The 15,000-nt window shown below is 67.1% G+C and carries 18 protein-coding genes and 1 tRNA gene; 7 read left to right on the top strand and 12 right to left on the bottom strand.

Translation table 11 applies throughout. The features are described from left to right. The first annotated feature begins 89 nt into the window (after positions 1 to 89). Positions 90 to 551, top strand: coding sequence for a thioesterase family protein (locus QTN24_RS14845; protein WP_313837851.1), 462 nt, complete (start codon positions 90 to 92; stop codon positions 549 to 551). A gap of 11 nt (positions 552 to 562) precedes the next feature. Further along, positions 563 to 1,258 (top strand): nitroreductase, encoded by a 696-nt coding sequence (locus tag QTN24_RS14840; protein WP_124684477.1) that lies wholly within the window; start codon positions 563 to 565, stop codon positions 1,256 to 1,258. Positions 1,259 to 1,494: 236 nt separating this feature from the next. Here QTN24_RS14840 and QTN24_RS24945 read toward each other — a convergent pair whose 3' ends face one another. Beyond that, on the bottom strand, positions 1,495 to 1,764 hold the full coding sequence (locus QTN24_RS24945) for a hypothetical protein (RefSeq protein WP_409559030.1): 270 nt from the start codon (positions 1,762 to 1,764) through the stop codon (positions 1,495 to 1,497). Here QTN24_RS24945 and pbpG point away from each other — a divergent pair. Next, complete coding sequence (pbpG, locus tag QTN24_RS14835; protein WP_409559029.1) at positions 1,757 to 2,719, top strand: D-alanyl-D-alanine endopeptidase; 963 nt, start codon at positions 1,757 to 1,759, stop codon at positions 2,717 to 2,719. The genes QTN24_RS24945 and pbpG overlap by 8 nt on opposite strands. A gap of 93 nt (positions 2,720 to 2,812) precedes the next feature. On the opposite strand, the gene QTN24_RS14830 is transcribed toward pbpG, so the two are convergent. After that, positions 2,813 to 3,598, bottom strand: coding sequence for an IclR family transcriptional regulator (locus QTN24_RS14830; RefSeq protein ID WP_124685129.1), 786 nt, complete (start codon positions 3,596 to 3,598; stop codon positions 2,813 to 2,815). A gap of 244 nt (positions 3,599 to 3,842) precedes the next feature. Here QTN24_RS14830 and QTN24_RS14825 point away from each other — a divergent pair, with 244 nt between their 5' ends. From QTN24_RS14825 to QTN24_RS14815, 3 genes are read left to right on the top strand one after another with little or no spacing between them, the layout of a single operon-like run. Further along, complete coding sequence (locus QTN24_RS14825) at positions 3,843 to 4,568, top strand: (Fe-S)-binding protein (RefSeq protein ID WP_124684475.1); 726 nt, start codon at positions 3,843 to 3,845, stop codon at positions 4,566 to 4,568. Positions 4,569 to 4,591: 23 nt separating this feature from the next. After that, a complete protein-coding gene (locus QTN24_RS14820) occupies positions 4,592 to 6,001 on the top strand; it encodes a LutB/LldF family L-lactate oxidation iron-sulfur protein (RefSeq protein WP_313837849.1) in 1,410 nt (469 codons plus the stop codon). Next, positions 6,001 to 6,270 (top strand): hypothetical protein, encoded by a 270-nt coding sequence (locus QTN24_RS14815; RefSeq protein WP_124684473.1) that lies wholly within the window; start codon positions 6,001 to 6,003, stop codon positions 6,268 to 6,270. Before QTN24_RS14820 ends, QTN24_RS14815 begins: the two co-directional genes overlap by 1 nt. A gap of 84 nt (positions 6,271 to 6,354) precedes the next feature. On the opposite strand, the gene QTN24_RS14810 is transcribed toward QTN24_RS14815, so the two are convergent. The 5 genes from QTN24_RS14810 to QTN24_RS14790 all read right to left on the bottom strand — a co-directional run bounded on the left by QTN24_RS14810 (position 6,355) and on the right by QTN24_RS14790 (position 11,441). Then, positions 6,355 to 7,149: an ABC transporter ATP-binding protein gene (locus tag QTN24_RS14810; protein ID WP_124684472.1), complete on the bottom strand. Its 795-nt coding sequence runs from the start codon at positions 7,147 to 7,149 to the stop codon at positions 6,355 to 6,357. A 1-nt stretch (position 7,150) separates the two neighbouring features. Further along, on the bottom strand, positions 7,151 to 8,047 hold the full coding sequence (locus QTN24_RS14805) for an ABC transporter permease (RefSeq protein WP_124684471.1): 897 nt from the start codon (positions 8,045 to 8,047) through the stop codon (positions 7,151 to 7,153). A gap of 100 nt (positions 8,048 to 8,147) precedes the next feature. Continuing rightward, positions 8,148 to 9,128, bottom strand: a complete 981-nt coding sequence (locus tag QTN24_RS14800) for an ABC transporter substrate-binding protein (protein WP_124684470.1) — start codon at positions 9,126 to 9,128, stop codon at positions 8,148 to 8,150. A 362-nt stretch (positions 9,129 to 9,490) separates the two neighbouring features. Continuing rightward, entirely contained in the window at positions 9,491 to 10,528 is a 1,038-nt protein-coding gene (locus QTN24_RS14795) for a quinone-dependent dihydroorotate dehydrogenase (protein ID WP_313837848.1), read from the bottom strand. A gap of 115 nt (positions 10,529 to 10,643) precedes the next feature. Continuing rightward, positions 10,644 to 11,441 carry an arginyltransferase gene (locus QTN24_RS14790; RefSeq protein WP_124684468.1) on the bottom strand — a complete coding sequence of 266 codons (798 nt, stop codon included), beginning with the start codon at positions 11,439 to 11,441 and terminating at the stop codon, positions 10,644 to 10,646. 181 nt (positions 11,442 to 11,622) lie between these two features. Between QTN24_RS14790 and QTN24_RS14785 the strand changes: the two genes are divergently transcribed. Then, positions 11,623 to 12,012 carry a hypothetical protein gene (locus QTN24_RS14785; protein ID WP_313837847.1) on the top strand — a complete coding sequence of 130 codons (390 nt, stop codon included), beginning with the start codon at positions 11,623 to 11,625 and terminating at the stop codon, positions 12,010 to 12,012. Between the two features lie 4 nt (positions 12,013 to 12,016). Here QTN24_RS14785 and aat read toward each other — a convergent pair whose 3' ends face one another. The 5 genes from aat to QTN24_RS14760 all read right to left on the bottom strand — a co-directional run bounded on the left by aat (position 12,017) and on the right by QTN24_RS14760 (position 14,916). Further along, positions 12,017 to 12,781, bottom strand: coding sequence for a leucyl/phenylalanyl-tRNA--protein transferase (gene aat / locus QTN24_RS14780; RefSeq protein ID WP_124684466.1), 765 nt, complete (start codon positions 12,779 to 12,781; stop codon positions 12,017 to 12,019). A gap of 34 nt (positions 12,782 to 12,815) precedes the next feature. Then, positions 12,816 to 13,400 (bottom strand): NUDIX hydrolase, encoded by a 585-nt coding sequence (locus QTN24_RS14775; protein WP_313837846.1) that lies wholly within the window; start codon positions 13,398 to 13,400, stop codon positions 12,816 to 12,818. A 217-nt stretch (positions 13,401 to 13,617) separates the two neighbouring features. Then, positions 13,618 to 13,694 (bottom strand) — tRNA-Met (locus tag QTN24_RS14770). Between the two features lie 111 nt (positions 13,695 to 13,805). Then, the gene (locus QTN24_RS14765) at positions 13,806 to 14,570 is read right to left on the bottom strand and encodes an RES family NAD+ phosphorylase (protein ID WP_172966062.1); all 765 of its coding nucleotides are present in this window, start codon (positions 14,568 to 14,570) and stop codon (positions 13,806 to 13,808) included. Then, the gene (locus QTN24_RS14760) at positions 14,530 to 14,916 is read right to left on the bottom strand and encodes an antitoxin Xre/MbcA/ParS toxin-binding domain-containing protein (RefSeq protein ID WP_124684464.1); all 387 of its coding nucleotides are present in this window, start codon (positions 14,914 to 14,916) and stop codon (positions 14,530 to 14,532) included. The genes QTN24_RS14765 and QTN24_RS14760 overlap by 41 nt, the downstream gene beginning before the upstream one ends. Positions 14,917 to 15,000 lie beyond the last annotated feature (84 nt).

Here is a 15,000-nt window from a genome sequence, read left to right as displayed (position 1 = left end):
GTGGTTTGCCGTGCGCTCATACGGACCTCCCGTGTGGCTGCGGCGACGCTCATCCCGTCTTCGCTTCCTGCCGACCTGGATCGCATCCGATGAAGCCTGAACCCGATTGCCGAAGCGCGTACGCGCACTTCCAGCCCATCACCACACGCTGGATGGACAACGACGTCTATGGCCACGTCAACAACGTTGTCTACTACAGTTACTTTGATACCGTCGTGAACACGTACCTGATCCGGGAAGGCGTGCTCGACATCGAGCGGGGCGGCACGATCGGGCTCGTCATCGAGACCCAGTGCAACTACTTCTCGTCGCTGAGCTTTCCCGATACGGTCGTGGCGGGCCTGCGCGTGGCGCGGCTTGGCAATTCGAGCGTGTGCTACGAGGTGGGGCTGTTCCGCAACGATGACGATGTGACGGCCGCGCAGGGGCACTTCGTGCACGTCTACGTGGACCGCGAGACGCGGCGTCCGGTGGCGTTGCCGCCGGCGCTGCGGCAGGCATTGCAGGCGCTGGTCGTCGACCGGCCCGAGGACAACAGACAGCAGGCATGACAGGAGACCCGATGTCGCCCCCAGATGACGCCGCGATTGTCGATCGCGCCATCACCACGCGCCGCTCGGTCCGCGCGTTCCTGGACACCCCGGTGCCGCGCGAGACCATCGAGGCCATCCTGGCCGTGTCGAGCCGGGCGCCGTCCGGTACCAACACCCAGCCGTGGAAGGTCTATGTCCTATCGGGCGAAGCCAAGGCGCGGTTCTGCGCCGACGTGCTGGCCGCCTACGACGATCCCGAACGCGACGCCAAGTACCGCGAGGAGTATCCGTACTACCCGCGCGAGTGGGTGGACCCGTACCTGTCGCGCCGCCGCAAGCTCGGCTGGGACCTGTACAGCCTGCTGGACATCCGGCGCGAGGACAAGGCGCGGATGCACGAGCAGCACGCGCGAAATTTCCGATTCTTCGACGCGCCGGTGGGGCTAATCTTCACGATCGACCGGATCATGGAGCAGGGCAGCTGGCTGGACTACGGCATGTTCCTGCAGAGCATCATGGTGGCGGCGCGGGCCCGCGGGCTGGACACCTGCCCGCAGGCGGCGTTCACGCAGTTCCATACGATCATCAAGCAGCACCTGCGGCTGACCGAGGAGGAAATGGTGGTGTGCGGCATGTCGCTCGGCTATGCAGACCCCGACGCGACGGCCAACCAGTTGACGACGGAACGTGAACCGGTTAGCCAGTTCGTGCGTTTCCTCTCCTGATTCACCCGCAGTCGGCGTTTTCCGGTATTAGGATTCCACCATGCAGGCCGTTATGACGTTATCCGGGGCCTGAAGGGTGGGGTGATCCCGGCGCCGCCGGCGCAAAAGTATTGTTGTATTTACGTTAGGCAGGGGATGACTGAAACGTCTCTTTTTCCACATTGTGGAAATGTTTGGCAATCGAACTTTAAAGAGCCGTTGTAAGTCGTTAATCTTGCTAAGAATTTCTTAATTTCCTACACTAGCGCCATTCCGTTTCCGCGCTGAACAGACATGTTCCGGACCGAATCCATGATTTCTCTACGCTTCGGCCTTCCTCGACTGACCGCCTTCGCCGCTGCGGCGCTGGTGTCGGTTGCCATGATGGCCGCGCCGGCCACGTACGCAGCGACGAAGTCGACTGCGGCGAAAACGTCGGCGAAAAAGACCCAAAAAGCTGTTAAATCCACCAAAGCGGTTGCTTCTGCCAAGGCGACAGCGTCGCCGCGCAAGGTGATCGTGCTCAAGAATGGCAAGCGCTCCGTCGTGGCGGCCCGCCATGCGGCGCCGGTGCGGGCCGCTTTCGTGCCGGCCAAGCCGTCGCTGGGCGAGGCCATGGGCCTGCGCGATACCGAAGACGCGCTGTCGCTGCGCTCGTCGGTGGCGCTGGTGATGGACCAGAACACCAACGAGGTGCTGTTCCAGAAGAATTCCACGGCCGTGCTGCCGATTGCCTCGATCACCAAGCTGATGACCGCGCTGGTGGTGATGGACGCCCGCCTGCCGATGGACGAGATGCTTACGGTGACCGAGGACGACCGCGACACCGAGAAGCACAGCAGCTCGCGCCTGCGCTTCGGCACCACGCTCACGCGCCACGAGATGCTGCTGCTGGCGCTGATGTCGTCGGAGAACCGCGCCGCGTCGGTGCTGGGCCGCAGCTATCCGGGCGGCCTGCCCGCGTTTGTCAGCGCCATGAACAAGAAGGCCCGCGAACTGGGCATGAACGACAGCCACTTCGTCGATTCGAGCGGCCTGTCCAGCAGCAACGTGTCCAGCGCCGTCGATCTGGCTCGCCTGGTCAACGCCGCCTACCGCAACCCGACGATCCGCGAATTCTCGACGCAGCCCGAGCACGAGGTCAGCGTCGCCGGCCGCACGATGCACTACGTCAGCACCAATCGCCTGGTGCGTGGCGGCAGCTGGGAGATCGGCCTGCAGAAGACCGGCTATATCTCGGAAGCCGGCCAGTGCCTCGTGATGCAGACGCGCGTCAACGATCGCAACGTGGTGATGGTGTTCCTGGATTCGGTCGGCAAGCTGTCGCGCTTTGCCGATGCCACGCGGGTGCGCCAATGGCTTGAGCACCAGCCACCGTCGGCAGGGGGCCAGCCGCGCCCTTTTCCGTCTACACCCAATCTTACGCAGGGTCCTAAATCCCCTGCGGCGGTCCTGGCATCGCAGCAGTCGCACGGCACCTGAGCGGTTGCCGTCGCGCATGGAAAACGCGCCGTGGAGCTTGCGCTCCCGGCGCGTTCTTTTTTGGCCGTCTGGCGATGAAGGGCGGCGGCGCGGTCAGGCCGCCGGTTCCGGCACGTAGCCCATGCCGCGCGAGATCTGCAGCGCAGTCTCCTTGAGGTTCTGCAGCCAGCTATCCTGCAGCCGGTCGGCCGGCGCCGACAGCGACAGGCCGGCCACCAGCCGCCGCGAATCGTCGTAGATGCCGGCGGCGATGCAGCGTACGCCCAGTTCCAGCTCCTCGTTGTCGCGCGCGTAGCCGTTGGTCCGGACCCAGCTCAGTTCGCGCTCCAGCTTGGCAAGGTCGGTGATCGACGTGCGCGTATGCCCGGCCAGCCCCGTGCGCGTGGCGTAGTTGCGCACGCGCGGGCCTTCGTCGGCGGCCAGGAACAGCTTGCCGACCGAGGTCAGGTGCAGCGGCGCCCGCCCGCCAATGGCGCGCACCACCTGCATGCCGGATCGCTCGCTGTAGGCGCGTTCGATATAGACGATCTCGTCGCCCTGGCGCACCGACAGGTTCACGGTCTGCCCGGTCACCCGGTGCAGCGCGCGCATCGGCGCCAGCGCCGCGTCGCGCACCGACAGCCGCGCCTTGACCAGGTTGCCCAGCTCCAGCAGCCGCATGCCAAGGCGGTAGCTGCCGGGATCGGACCGGTCGACGAAGCGGCACGCCACCATGTCGTTGAGAATCCGGTGGGCGGTGGAAGGGTGCAGGCCGGTGGCCCCCGACAGCTCTTTCAGGCTGACGGGGTCGGCGTGCTGGGCCAGCGCGTCGAGCAGCGTCATCATGCGCTCGATCACCTGGATCGAGGTCTTGCCGGGCGCCTTGTCGGCTTCTGCCATTTCTGCCATGGGAAAATGTTGCCGTGCGGCATATTAAGCGGTTGCCTGATTCTATCTCGCATCGTGAAAATTTCAACGGGTGAAACGTGATTTCCGAGATTTCCTTCGGCCGATACTGCCCGGCAGCGCGCCGTCGATGAGCCACATTTGGCCCGGCCATGAGCAGGATTGCGGCGCCCGGTGCCCGCAGCGGCAGGGTGGCGGGGCATAATTGCGGGGTTTCTGGGTCTGGAAAAGGGAAGTCATGCGAATCGGACTGTTCGCCACCTGTCTGGTGGACCTCATGCGTCCCGACATCGGGTTCTCCGTCCTCAAGCTGCTGGAATCGGCCGGCTACGAGGTGATGGTTCCCGAGGCGCAGACGTGCTGCGGGCAGCCCGCGTACAACTCCGGCGAGCGCACCGTCTCGCGCGACCTGGCCGAGAAATTCCTGCGCGAGTTCGAGATGTTCGACTACGTGGTGGTGCCCTCGGGATCGTGCGGCGGGATGATCCGCCATCACTACCACGACCTGCTGCGCGACGACCCCGAACTCCACGGCCGCTACGAGCGCCTGCGCGAGCGGGTGTTCGAGCTGACCGACTTCCTGGTCAACGTGGCCCGGATCGACACGCTCGACTCCGGCTTTGCCGGCCATGTCACCTATCATGATTCGTGCTCGGGCCTGCGCGAACTGGGCGTCAAGCAGCAGCCCCGCGCGCTGCTGGACAAGCTGCCCGGCGTGCAACTGACCGAGATGAAGGACTGCGAGGCGTGCTGCGGGTTTGGCGGCACGTTCTCGGTCAAGTACGGCAACATCTCGACGGCCATCGTCGACGAGAAATGCGCCAACATCCAGGCCAGCGGCGCCGATGCCGTGGTGCTGGGCGACCTGGGCTGCATGCTCAACATCGAAGGCCGGCTGCGCCGCACCGGCGATTCGCGCACGCGCGTGCTGCATATCGCGCAGGTACTGGCCGGCGACGCCTGACGCGACAAAAGGAAGCCCCCACGATGCAAGTCCACAGCATGGAGTTCAAGGCGCGCGCCGGCCAGAAGCTGGCCGACCAGCGGCTGCAGCAGAACCTTAAGAAACTGTCCACGAAGTTCGTCACGGCCCGCGCCGATGCCATCCGCGACATCGACTTCGACGCCACGCGCGCCGCGCTGAAGGAGCGCCGCAACCGCGCGCTGGAGAACCTGGACGTCTGGCTCGCCACCTTTGAAGACAATGCGACGCAGCGCGGCGCCACGGTGCTGTTCGCCGAATCCACGGCCGACGCGGCGCGGCTGGTGGCCGAGATCGCCCAGAAGCACGGCGTGAAGAAGGTCATCAAGAGCAAGTCGATGGTGACCGAGGAGATGCGGCTCAACCAGGTGCTGGGCGAGATGGGCGTGCAGAGCATCGAGACCGACCTGGGCGAGTACATCCTGCAGATCAACGATGCCGAGCCGCCGTCGCACATCATCGCGCCCGTGATCCACAAGGACAAGGACGAGGTTGCCGACCTGTTCGCGAAGGTCCACAACAAGCCGCGCCTGACCGACATTCCCGAGATGACGCGCGAGGCCCGCGAGGTGCTGCGACCCGAGTTCCTGTCGGCCGACATGGGCGTGACCGGCGGCAACTTCATCATTGCCGAGACCGGCTCGGTGGCCGTGGTGACCAACGAAGGCAACGAGGGCATGTGCACGATCATGCCGCGCGTGCACGTGGCCGTGACCGGCATCGAGAAGGTGCTGCCGACGCTGGAAGACCTGGCCACGGTGATGCGGCTGCTGCCGCGCTCGGCCACGGGGCAGGCCATCTCGAACTATTTCTCGATCCTGACCGGCCCACGCGCGCCCGGCGAGCAGGATGGCCCGGAGCACATGTATTTCGTCATCGTCGACGGCGGCCGCAGCGGCCTGATCGGCGGCGAATTCCAGGAAATGCTGCGCTGCATCCGCTGCGGCGCCTGCATGAACCACTGCCCGGTGTACCAGAAGATCGGCGGGCACGCCTATGGCTGGGTCTATCCGGGACCGATGGGCAGCGTACTGACGCCGAGCTACGTGGGGCTGGCCAATGCCGTGGACCTGCCGCAGGCTGCAACCATGTGTGGCGAGTGCAACCGGGTGTGTCCGGCATCGATCCCGCTGTCCGACCTGCTGCGCAAGCTGCGCGAGAAGCAGATGGAGCGCCACCTGCGGCCGTGGCAGGAGCGCGTGGCCTTGCAGGCGTGGGGCTACGTGGCGCGCCGCCCGGACCTCTATGCATTCCTGACGCGCATCGGCGCCCGCCTGCTGTCCCGCATGGGCGGGCGCAGCAAGCTGATCGCCAGCCTGCCAATGGCCGGCAAGGGCTGGACCGACACCCGCGACATGCCCGCCCCGGCGGGCCGCACGTTCCGCGAACTCTACAAGGAAAGGAGGGCGCGGTAATGAGCGCCAATCAGGACACGCTGGCCGTCATGCGCCAGGCACTGGATGCCCACGTGGCCGGCACGCTGCCCGTCGGCGAGCTGATCGCCCGCTGGCGCGCATCGGCCGCGTCGCTGTCGCTGCCGCCCGCGTTCGGGCAGGTCATGGAGGAATTGCTACGCCGGATGGAGATGTCGGCCGCCTTCGCCCAAGATAGCTGCTCGTTTTCGAGCACGGCGGTCACGGACCAGCTGGCGAAGTGGCTGGAGAAGGCCGGGGCGGTTCAGTAGCAGATACAGCCGTCGGCCGCGCAGATGGTTTGCTCCCTTCTCCCGCTGTGCGGGAGGGGGAGCCAGTCTCCGGTGGTGGGAGGCTCAGCTCAACAACAACGCATCGTCGTCGAGCTGTTCGTGCCGGGTCTGCTCGAACATCTTCAGCAGGTCGGGCACGTCCAGGCCCTTGCGCTGGTCGCCGGAGACGTCCAGCACCACCTGTCCCTGATGCAGCATGACCGTGCGCTGGCCGTAGTCCAGCGCCTGGCGCATCGAGTGGGTCACCATCATCGTCGTAAGCTGACTTTCCTCGACGATGCGCGCGGTCAGTTCCAGCACGAACGCGGCCGTCTTGGGGTCCAGCGCGGCGGTGTGCTCGTCGAGCAGCAGGATGCGCGACGGCTGCAGCGACGCCATCAGCAGGCTCACCGCCTGCCGCTGGCCGCCCGACAGCAGGCCGATCCGGTCGGTCAGCCGGTTTTCCAGGCCCAGGTTCAGCAGCCGCAGCTTGTCGCGGAACAGTTCGCGCGACGCCTTGTTCAGCGCCGGCCGGAAGCCGCGCCGCGACCCGCGCGCCATGGCCAGCGCCATGTTTTCCTCGATCGTCAGCGCCTCGCAGGTGCCCGCCATCGGGTCCTGGAACACGCGCGCCACCAGGTGGGCACGGTCCCACGCGGGCTGGCGCGTGACGTCGGTGTCGTCGATCAGGATGCGGCCGCTGTCGACCATCGTGTCGCCGCTGACGGCGTTCAGGAACGTCGACTTGCCGGCGCCATTGGAGCCGATCACCGCCACGAACTGGCCCGACGGAATCTCCAGGCTCAGGCCGCGCAGCGCGCGGTTCTCGATCGGGGTGCCCGGGTTGAAGGTGAGCTTCAGGTTCTCTGCGCGGAGCATGTCAGGCACCTCCGTTCTTGCGGGCGAACAGTTTCTTGCGCGTGGCCGGCAGCACCAGCGCCAGCGTCACCAGCGCGGCGGTCACCAGGTTCAGGTCCTGCGCCTTCAGGCCGATGAACTCCGAGTTCAGCGCCAGCGCGATGAAGAAGCGGTACAGGATGGCGCCGATCACCACGGCCAGCGTCACGAACACCAGCCGGCGCGCCGGGATGATCGTCTCGCCGATGATCACGGCGGCTAGCCCGATCACGATCGTGCCGATCCCCATCGAGATGTCCGAGCCGCCCTGCGTCTGGGCGAACAGCGCGCCGGCCAGCGCCACGAGCGCGTTCGACAGCGCCATGCCGGCCAGCGTGGCGCGGCCCGTGGGCACGCCCTGGGCGCGCGCCATGCGCGGGTTGGCGCCGGTGGCGCGCATCGCCAGACCAAGCTGCGATGAGAAGAACCAGTCCAGCGCCAGCTTGGCGGCCACCACCACCACGAACAGCACCAGCGGGCGCAGCACGTAGTCGGGCAGCCATTCGGGCTGCAACATGGTGAATAGCGTCGGCTCGGTGATCAGCGGCACGTTGGGGCGGCCCATGATGCGCAGGTTGACCGAGTAGAGCGCGATCATCATCAGGATACTGGCCAGCAGGTCCATGATCTTCAGGCGCACGTTGAGCCAGCCCGTGATCCAGCCGGCAATGGCGCCGGCCACAATGGCCGCCAGCGTGGCCAGGATCGGGTCCTGGCCGGCCGAGATCAGCGTCGCGGCGACGGCGCCGCCCAGCGGAAAGCTGCCATCGACGGTGAGGTCGGGAAAGTTGAGGATGCGGAACGAGATCAGCACCCCGAGTGCGACGAGGCTGAAGATCAGGCCGATCTCCAGGGCACCCAGCAGGGAAAAGAGAGACATTGGGGAAATCCTTTGCGGGCCGTCCGGCCGGCCCGGATAGGGCCATGGGGGGCGCCTCGGGCCGCGCGCCGCAGGGTAGGGCGCGCGGCGTGCGGCAGTATTACTTGATGACGGTCTTGGCTTCCTTGACCAGGTCCGGCGCCAGCGTCACGCCCTGCTTGCCGGCGGCGCCCGTGTTCACGAACAGCTCAAGGTTGTCAGACGTCTGCGAGGCAATCGCGCCCGGCTTCTCGCCCTTCAGGATCCGCACCACGACCTTGCCGGTCTGATGGCCCAGGTCGCCATAGTTGATGCCCAGCGCGGCAATGGCGCCACGCTTGACGCTGTCGGTATCGGACGCCACCAGCGGGATCTTCGACTCGTTGGCCACCTTGACCAGCGATTCGTAGGCCGACACCACGTTGTTGTCGGTGTTCGTGTAGATCACGTCGACCTTGCCGATCAGGCTCTTGGCGGCCGGGCCGATGTCCACGGTGCGCGGCGCGGCGGCTTCCTTCAGCGACATGCCCTGCTTGGCCAGCAGGTCCTTCAGTTCCTTGACCACCACCACCGAGTTGGCCTCGCCGGGGTTGTACACCATGCCGACCGTCTTGGCCTTGGGCACCACGCGCTTGATCAGCGACACCTGCTTGTCCAGCGGCAGCTTGTCCGACACGCCGGTCACGTTCGTGCCCGATGCCGTCCACGCCTTCACAAGCTGCGCAGCCACCGGATCGGTCACGCCCGAGTACACCACGGGCACGCTCTTGGTGGCGGCCACCACGGCCTGGGCCGACGGCGTGGCGATGGCCACGATCGCGCTCGGCTGGTCGCCCACGAACTTGCGGGCGATCTGGGCGGCGGTGCCCGGGTTGCCCTGGGCGCTCTGGTATTCCCACTTGAGGTTCTTGTCGGCGTCGTAGCCGGCGGCCTTCAGCTCGTCGCGCACGCCGTCGCGGATGGCGTCGAGCGCCGGGTGGTCCACGATCGACAGGACCTTCACGGTCGCCGTCTGGGCCTGCACGGCGCCGCCGTAGAGCAGGGCCAGCGCAACCGCGCTGCCGAGGATGGACTGGGTGGTGGATGCCTTGAGACGCAGCATGTAGTTGTTCTCCCCCGAAGGATTCGGTGCTTTTCAGTCAGTCAGCCGCAAACGGTACGCGCAGCCGTCCTGCCGGGCGCCGGCGGCATGCCGGATGCCGCGGGGCTGCCCGGCGGTCCGGCTGAGTGCGCCGCACGCCCGGCGGCAGGTGCGGGCGGGGCGCGTGGTCACATCGGATACGACGGCGCGAAGCCTGCGAGCATACCATTTTCGGCCCCCGCTGGGATCGCTTTTGGTGCTGCATGGCGGCATATCCTGCCGATAAATACCCGCGGGGGAGGGGTGCGCCGCAAGAAATTGCGCCGAAATGTCGATTTCGGCGCGAAAGCGCCTGATGGCCGACAGGCGTCTCCGGGCCGCGGTCAGCCTCGGCGCAGCGCGGCGGCGCAGTCGCGCACCAGCGTGGGGCCGCGATAGATCAGGCCACTGTAGACCTGCACGAGCTGCGCGCCGGCGTCGATCTTGGCCCGCGCGCCGGCGCCGTCGAAGATGCCGCCCACGCCGATGATTGGCAGATCATTGCCAACCACGCGGCGCAGCTCGCGCACCACGCGCGTCGACGCCTCGAACACCGGCCGGCCGGACAGGCCGCCGGCCTCGTCGGCATGGGGCAGCCCCTGCACGGCGTCGCGCGAGATGGTGGTGTTGGTGGCGATCACCCCGTCGATCCCGTGCCGCACCAGCGCGTCGCCGATATTGCGGATCTGGTCGTCATCGAGGTCCGGCGCGATCTTCAGCGCCACCGGCACGTAGCGCTTGTGCTGGTCCGCCAGGCGCTGCTGGGCGGCCTTGAGCGTGGACAACAGGCTGTCCAGCTCGCTGGCGCCCTGCAGTTGCCGCAGGTTCTTGGTGTTGGGCGACGAGATGTTCACCGTCACGTAGCTGGCGTGCGGATAGACGCGCTCCAGGCAGTACAGGTAGTCGTCGGCCGCGCGCTCGATCGGCGTGTCGGCGTTCTTGCCGATGTTCAGCCCCAGCACGCCGCCCTCGGCCTTCCAGCGCGACGCCTGCACGTTGCGGATGAACGCATCCACGCCGCCGTTGTTGAAGCCCATGCGGTTGATCAGCGCATCGGCCTGCGGCAGCCGGAACATGCGCGGGCGTGGGTTGCCGGCCTGCGCGCGCGGCGTGACCGTGCCCACTTCGATAAAGCCAAAGCCGAACGCGGCCAGCCCGTCGATATAGGCGCCGTCCTTGTCCAGCCCGGCCGCCAGGCCCACGGGATTCGGGCAGCGGATGCCCATCACGGTGCGCGCATCGTCGGGAATGGCATTGCCGATGCAGCCGGCCAGCCCCAGGCGCTGCGCGCGCATCAGGTTGTTCAGGGTGAAATGGTGGGCGTCCTCCGCATCCATGGAGAACAGGGCGGGGCGAAACAGGGGATAGAGCGCGTTGAGCACGGTCAGGAGGGCGGCGGGGCCGGCGAGGTGTCGGAACAGGGCGGCATTGTAGCCGTTCGGGTCCGCCAGACCCCGGTTCGCCGTGGATGGCGGCGCCGCGCGCCGGGTCCCGTGCCTATTCCTGCGCCGGACCCGGCTGCGGCCGCGCGGGCGGCTCGGGCACTACCGCCGGGCCTTCGAACGCGTGCCACTGGTTGCCGGTCAGCACCTGCAGCGGCTGGAAACGCGCCTTGTAGGCCATCTTGCGGCTGTCGGCAATCCAGTAGCCCAGGTACAGGTGCGGCAGGCCCAGCTCCCGCGTCTGCGCGATCTGCCAGAGGATGTTGTAGGTGCCGTAGCTGGCGCCGGCGACGAGCGGATCGTAGAACGTGTAGACCGACGACAGGCCGTCGTCGAGCACGTCGATCATGCTGACCATCCTCAGCTTGCCGGCTTCGGCAGACCCGGGCGGCTCGCGGAATTCCACCAGCCGCGAATTGACGCGGCTTTGCAGCAGGAACTGCTCGTACTGGTCGCGGCTGTCCTGGTCCATGCCGCCGCCGGCGTGGCGCATCGACTGGTAGAGCAGGTACAGCGCGTAGTGTTCCTCGACGTAGGTCAGCGGCGCCACCAGCGCCTGCAGGCCCTGGTGCTGGCGCCAGGCGCGGCGCTGGCTGCGGTCGGGCTGGAACTGGTCCACCAGCACGCGGCACGGCGTGCACGCGCGGCATTCGTCGCAATAGGGGCGGTAGGTGAAGATGCCGCTGCGGCGGAACCCGGCGCGCACCAGCCGGGAGTAGACGTCGGCGTTGATCAGGTGGGCGGGCGTGGCCACCTGCGACCGCGCCATGCGGCCCTCCAGGTAGCTGCAGGCGTACGGCGCCGTCGCATAAAACTGCAGCGCGGATAGCGGAAGTTCCTTCAGCTTGCTCATGACGTCGAATGAAGGGGGCGCGTCGGACGCCTGTGTCGGCCTGAGTGGCAGTCTATCAGAGCCCATCGGGCAACGTCTGCAGGACAACAATGGATCGCCGGCCCCCATTTTGAGACTCGTCGCATGGTGCGGCGCGCCCTGGGTTTGTACGATGGCGGCACTGATACTTCAGGAGCACATCATGGCGTCATTGCCTATCGAAGCCGGGGGCCGGGTCGGCCAGCAAAAAAGGGGGCGTCATGCCGACCTGGCGGCGCTGGTCGGGGTCAGCCTCGGCATCGTCGTCAGCGTCTTCGGCATTCTCGATTACCAGCGCCAGCTGTTCGTCGGCATGGTCCGGACCGAAATCCACGCGCAGGTCACGCCGCTGACCGTGGCGATGAACGAAATGGACAAGCGCATCGGTGGCCGGTTCGACGATACGTACCGGCGTATCGATGACACCAACCGCCGCATCGACGATGCGAACCGGTGGATGGACGAGACCAATCTGCGGCTCGATGGCTTGTCCAAGGCGGTGGCGGAAGTCGGCGTCCGCGTGGGCCGGCTTGAAGGGCGGGCCAGCCGGTAGGCGGTCAGGCGGCGCCGGGCGCGTCGGCGTGGCCGTTGGGGCCGGTCCAGCGTGCCAGTTCGCGCTTGTCGAAACGCCATGGCTCGATCGCGCCAGCCCCGGCGGCGGCGCGGACGTGGGCGATGAAGGTGCTGCGCGGGATCGGCGCGGCGCCCAGCGACGCAAGGTGGTCGGTTTCCTGCTGGCAGTCGATCATGGTCACGCCGTGGCTGTCCAGGAATCCGCAGAGCGCGGCCAGCGCGATCTTGGAGGCGTCCGTGCGGTGCGCGAACATCGATTCGCCGTAGAACATGCGGCCCAGCGCCACGCCGTAGAGCCCGCCCACGCGCTCGCCCTGGTACCAGGCTTCCACCGAGTGGGCGAGTCCGAGCCGATGGAGTGCGGTGTAGGCCGCGATGATCTCGTCGGTGATCCACGTGCCGAGCTGGCCGTCGCGCCGGGTCATGGCGCAGGCGCGCATGACGGCCACGAAGTTGTCGTCGACGCGGATTTCCCAGTCGGGATCGCGCAGCACGCGGCGCAGGGTCTTGCGGAAGGTGGCCGACACCTTGAGTGCGGACGGCGTCAGCACCATGCGCGGGTCCGTGCTCCACCAGAGGACTGGCTGGCCTTCGGAATACCAGGGAAAGATGCCCTGCCGGTAGGCCAGCAGCAGCCGCTGGGGCGTCAGGTCGCGGCTGGCGGCCAGCAGGCCGGGCGCGTCGCTGGCGGGGCCGAGCGCGCGGTCGACCGGCGGAAACGGATCCTGCGGGTCGAGCCAGGTAATCATGCCGGGTGGGAAGGCGTCGCGACGGGCGTCGCGGTCACGGTGTGACGGTGGCGCGGCTGGTCAGCGGCCGCATGGGTTTGTCGATGTCGAGCGTATGCAGGCGGAAATTGCCTGCGTCGATCTTGCCGGCGGTGCGGTCGGCAAAGAAGCAGCGCAGCGTATGGATCACGGTGGGGAAGGCCAGGTCGTCCCAGGGCACGTCGGCCTCGTCGACGAGCTTCACTTCCAGGCTTTCCTCGCCCGGCGCGATGTCCAGGTCGTTCAGGCGCGCCAGGTAGAAAAGATGCACCTGATGCACGTGCGGCACGTTGAGCATGGAGAACAGCTCGCCTACCTCCACGCGGGCGCCGGCTTCTTCCAGCGTCTCGCGCGCGGCGGCCTGGGCCGTGGTTTCGCCAATTTCCATGAATCCGGCGGGCAGCGTCCAGAAGCCGTAGCGGGGCTCGATGGCGCGCTTGCAGATCAGGATCTTGTCTTCCCAGACCGGGATCGTGCCGACGACGTTACGCGGATTGACGTAGTGGATCGTGCCGCAGTTGTCGCACATGCTGCGCGGGCGGTTATCGCCTTCTGGCACGCGCAGCACAACCGCATGACCACAGTTCGAGCAGAATTTCATGGGAGGCGTCCGGGAAGAATGGGGGCAAGTGTATCACCGCGACGGGGGCTCGCCGGGGCGCCTGCGTGAGACAACGCGCCAAGGGCGCGGGGTGCGGAGCCGGGCGCAACGGGGGCCGGACGAGCGGCGGATGACGGGCGCCGGAAAACAAAAAACCCGCCAGTGGCGGGTTTGATGCGGGCTTGCTGTTGACGGTACCGATTGAGCAAGGATCGGTTGGTTGCGGGGGCAGGATTTGAACCTGCGACCTTCGGGTTATGAGCCCGACGAGCTGCCAGACTGCTCCACCCCGCGTCCGTCGAAGCTGTGATTATAGGAGGTCGGTTGGCGCATTGCAACAGAAACTTAAAACTTATGTGATACCGACGTCTGCTCTTTCATTGGAGCGGGATTCGGGTCGCGCGTTCAAGGCGTGTCGGGACTTTCGCTTGTGCGTTGCCGCACCGGCTGCCACGCGGTGGTTTCCACTTCGAAGCTCTCGCGCTGGCGCAGGTCGTCGCGCTGCCAGATCACGCGGTCGTGGCGGACGGTCAGCATCCATTGGGTGGCGGCCAGCGGTTGCGGCGGGTCGAATGCGCGGGGGGTGAGCACGGCCACGCAGGCACCGTGGGACGGGTCGCGCACCGAGGGGTAGCGGATCAGGCCGGCGCCCGCCTCGCGTGCGACGCGCGCGAAGGTCTGGCAGGCGTCGTAGTCGGCCGGGTCGGACCAGTGCGCCGCATCGTCGGCAAACGGAGGCGCGTCCAGCGCGACGCCGGTGGTCTTGACGCCCGCCTGGAACAGCGTCTGGGCGCGGGCGTCGATGCGGGGCAGTGCCGGGCTTTCCATCAGGAACCGCCAGCGCCAGTAGGCCAGCTCGGCGCAGGCGGCGGCAAGCGACTCGGCGCCGTAGAAGACACCGGGGTCCTGGCCGCCGCGGAAGCGCGATCCGGCTTCGGTGGGTGGATAGCGGAAGGGGGTGGAAATCAGGTAGTGCAGGTGGCGCGCGTCGGGCGGGACGGCGGGCTTGCCGGCGTCGATCACCGCTTCGAGTACGGCGTGTTCGGCGAGCGTGTCGACCAGGGCCATGGTCGACACCACGTGCTGGGCCTCGACGGCGCGCCAGAGCGTCAGCGCGAACGGCCGGCGCTCAGAGGCGACCGCGGGTGGCGTCCAGGTAGTGAACGACACGGACAAGGCCCTCGGTGGTGCGGATCAGTTCGAGCGGCTTGCCGCCCAGCGCGATGTTGTCATGGGTCAGCCAGAGCCGGGCCTGCTCGTCGTGGCCCAGGATGGCGTCCAGCGAGCGGAACAGGCGGACGAACAGGATGGCGAACTCCCATTCCTTGCGATGCGCGTCGAGCACATAGCCGCCCGACGCCATGCGCGAGACCGAGGCGGTGCTGATGCCGAGTACGTTGGCGACGATGGCCTGGCTGATGCCGAGGAAGCCGGCGGCGCGCATCACGGCCTTCGTCAGCGTCACGCCGGCGTCAGGGCCGTCGGACGCGGTCTCCGGGATCTGCCTCGATTGCATCGCCTGAACTCCTGTTTCTTGAGAAACATTATAGGTATCAGGTTTCAGATGGGAAGTTGCAAATCGAGGCCGAAGGCGGCCTGC

It is taken from the genome of Cupriavidus sp. SZY C1 (assembly GCF_032190535.1).
Taxonomy (GTDB): domain Bacteria; phylum Pseudomonadota; class Gammaproteobacteria; order Burkholderiales; family Burkholderiaceae; genus Cupriavidus; species Cupriavidus pauculus_C.
This window is presented reverse-complemented; position numbering and strand designations above follow the sequence as displayed.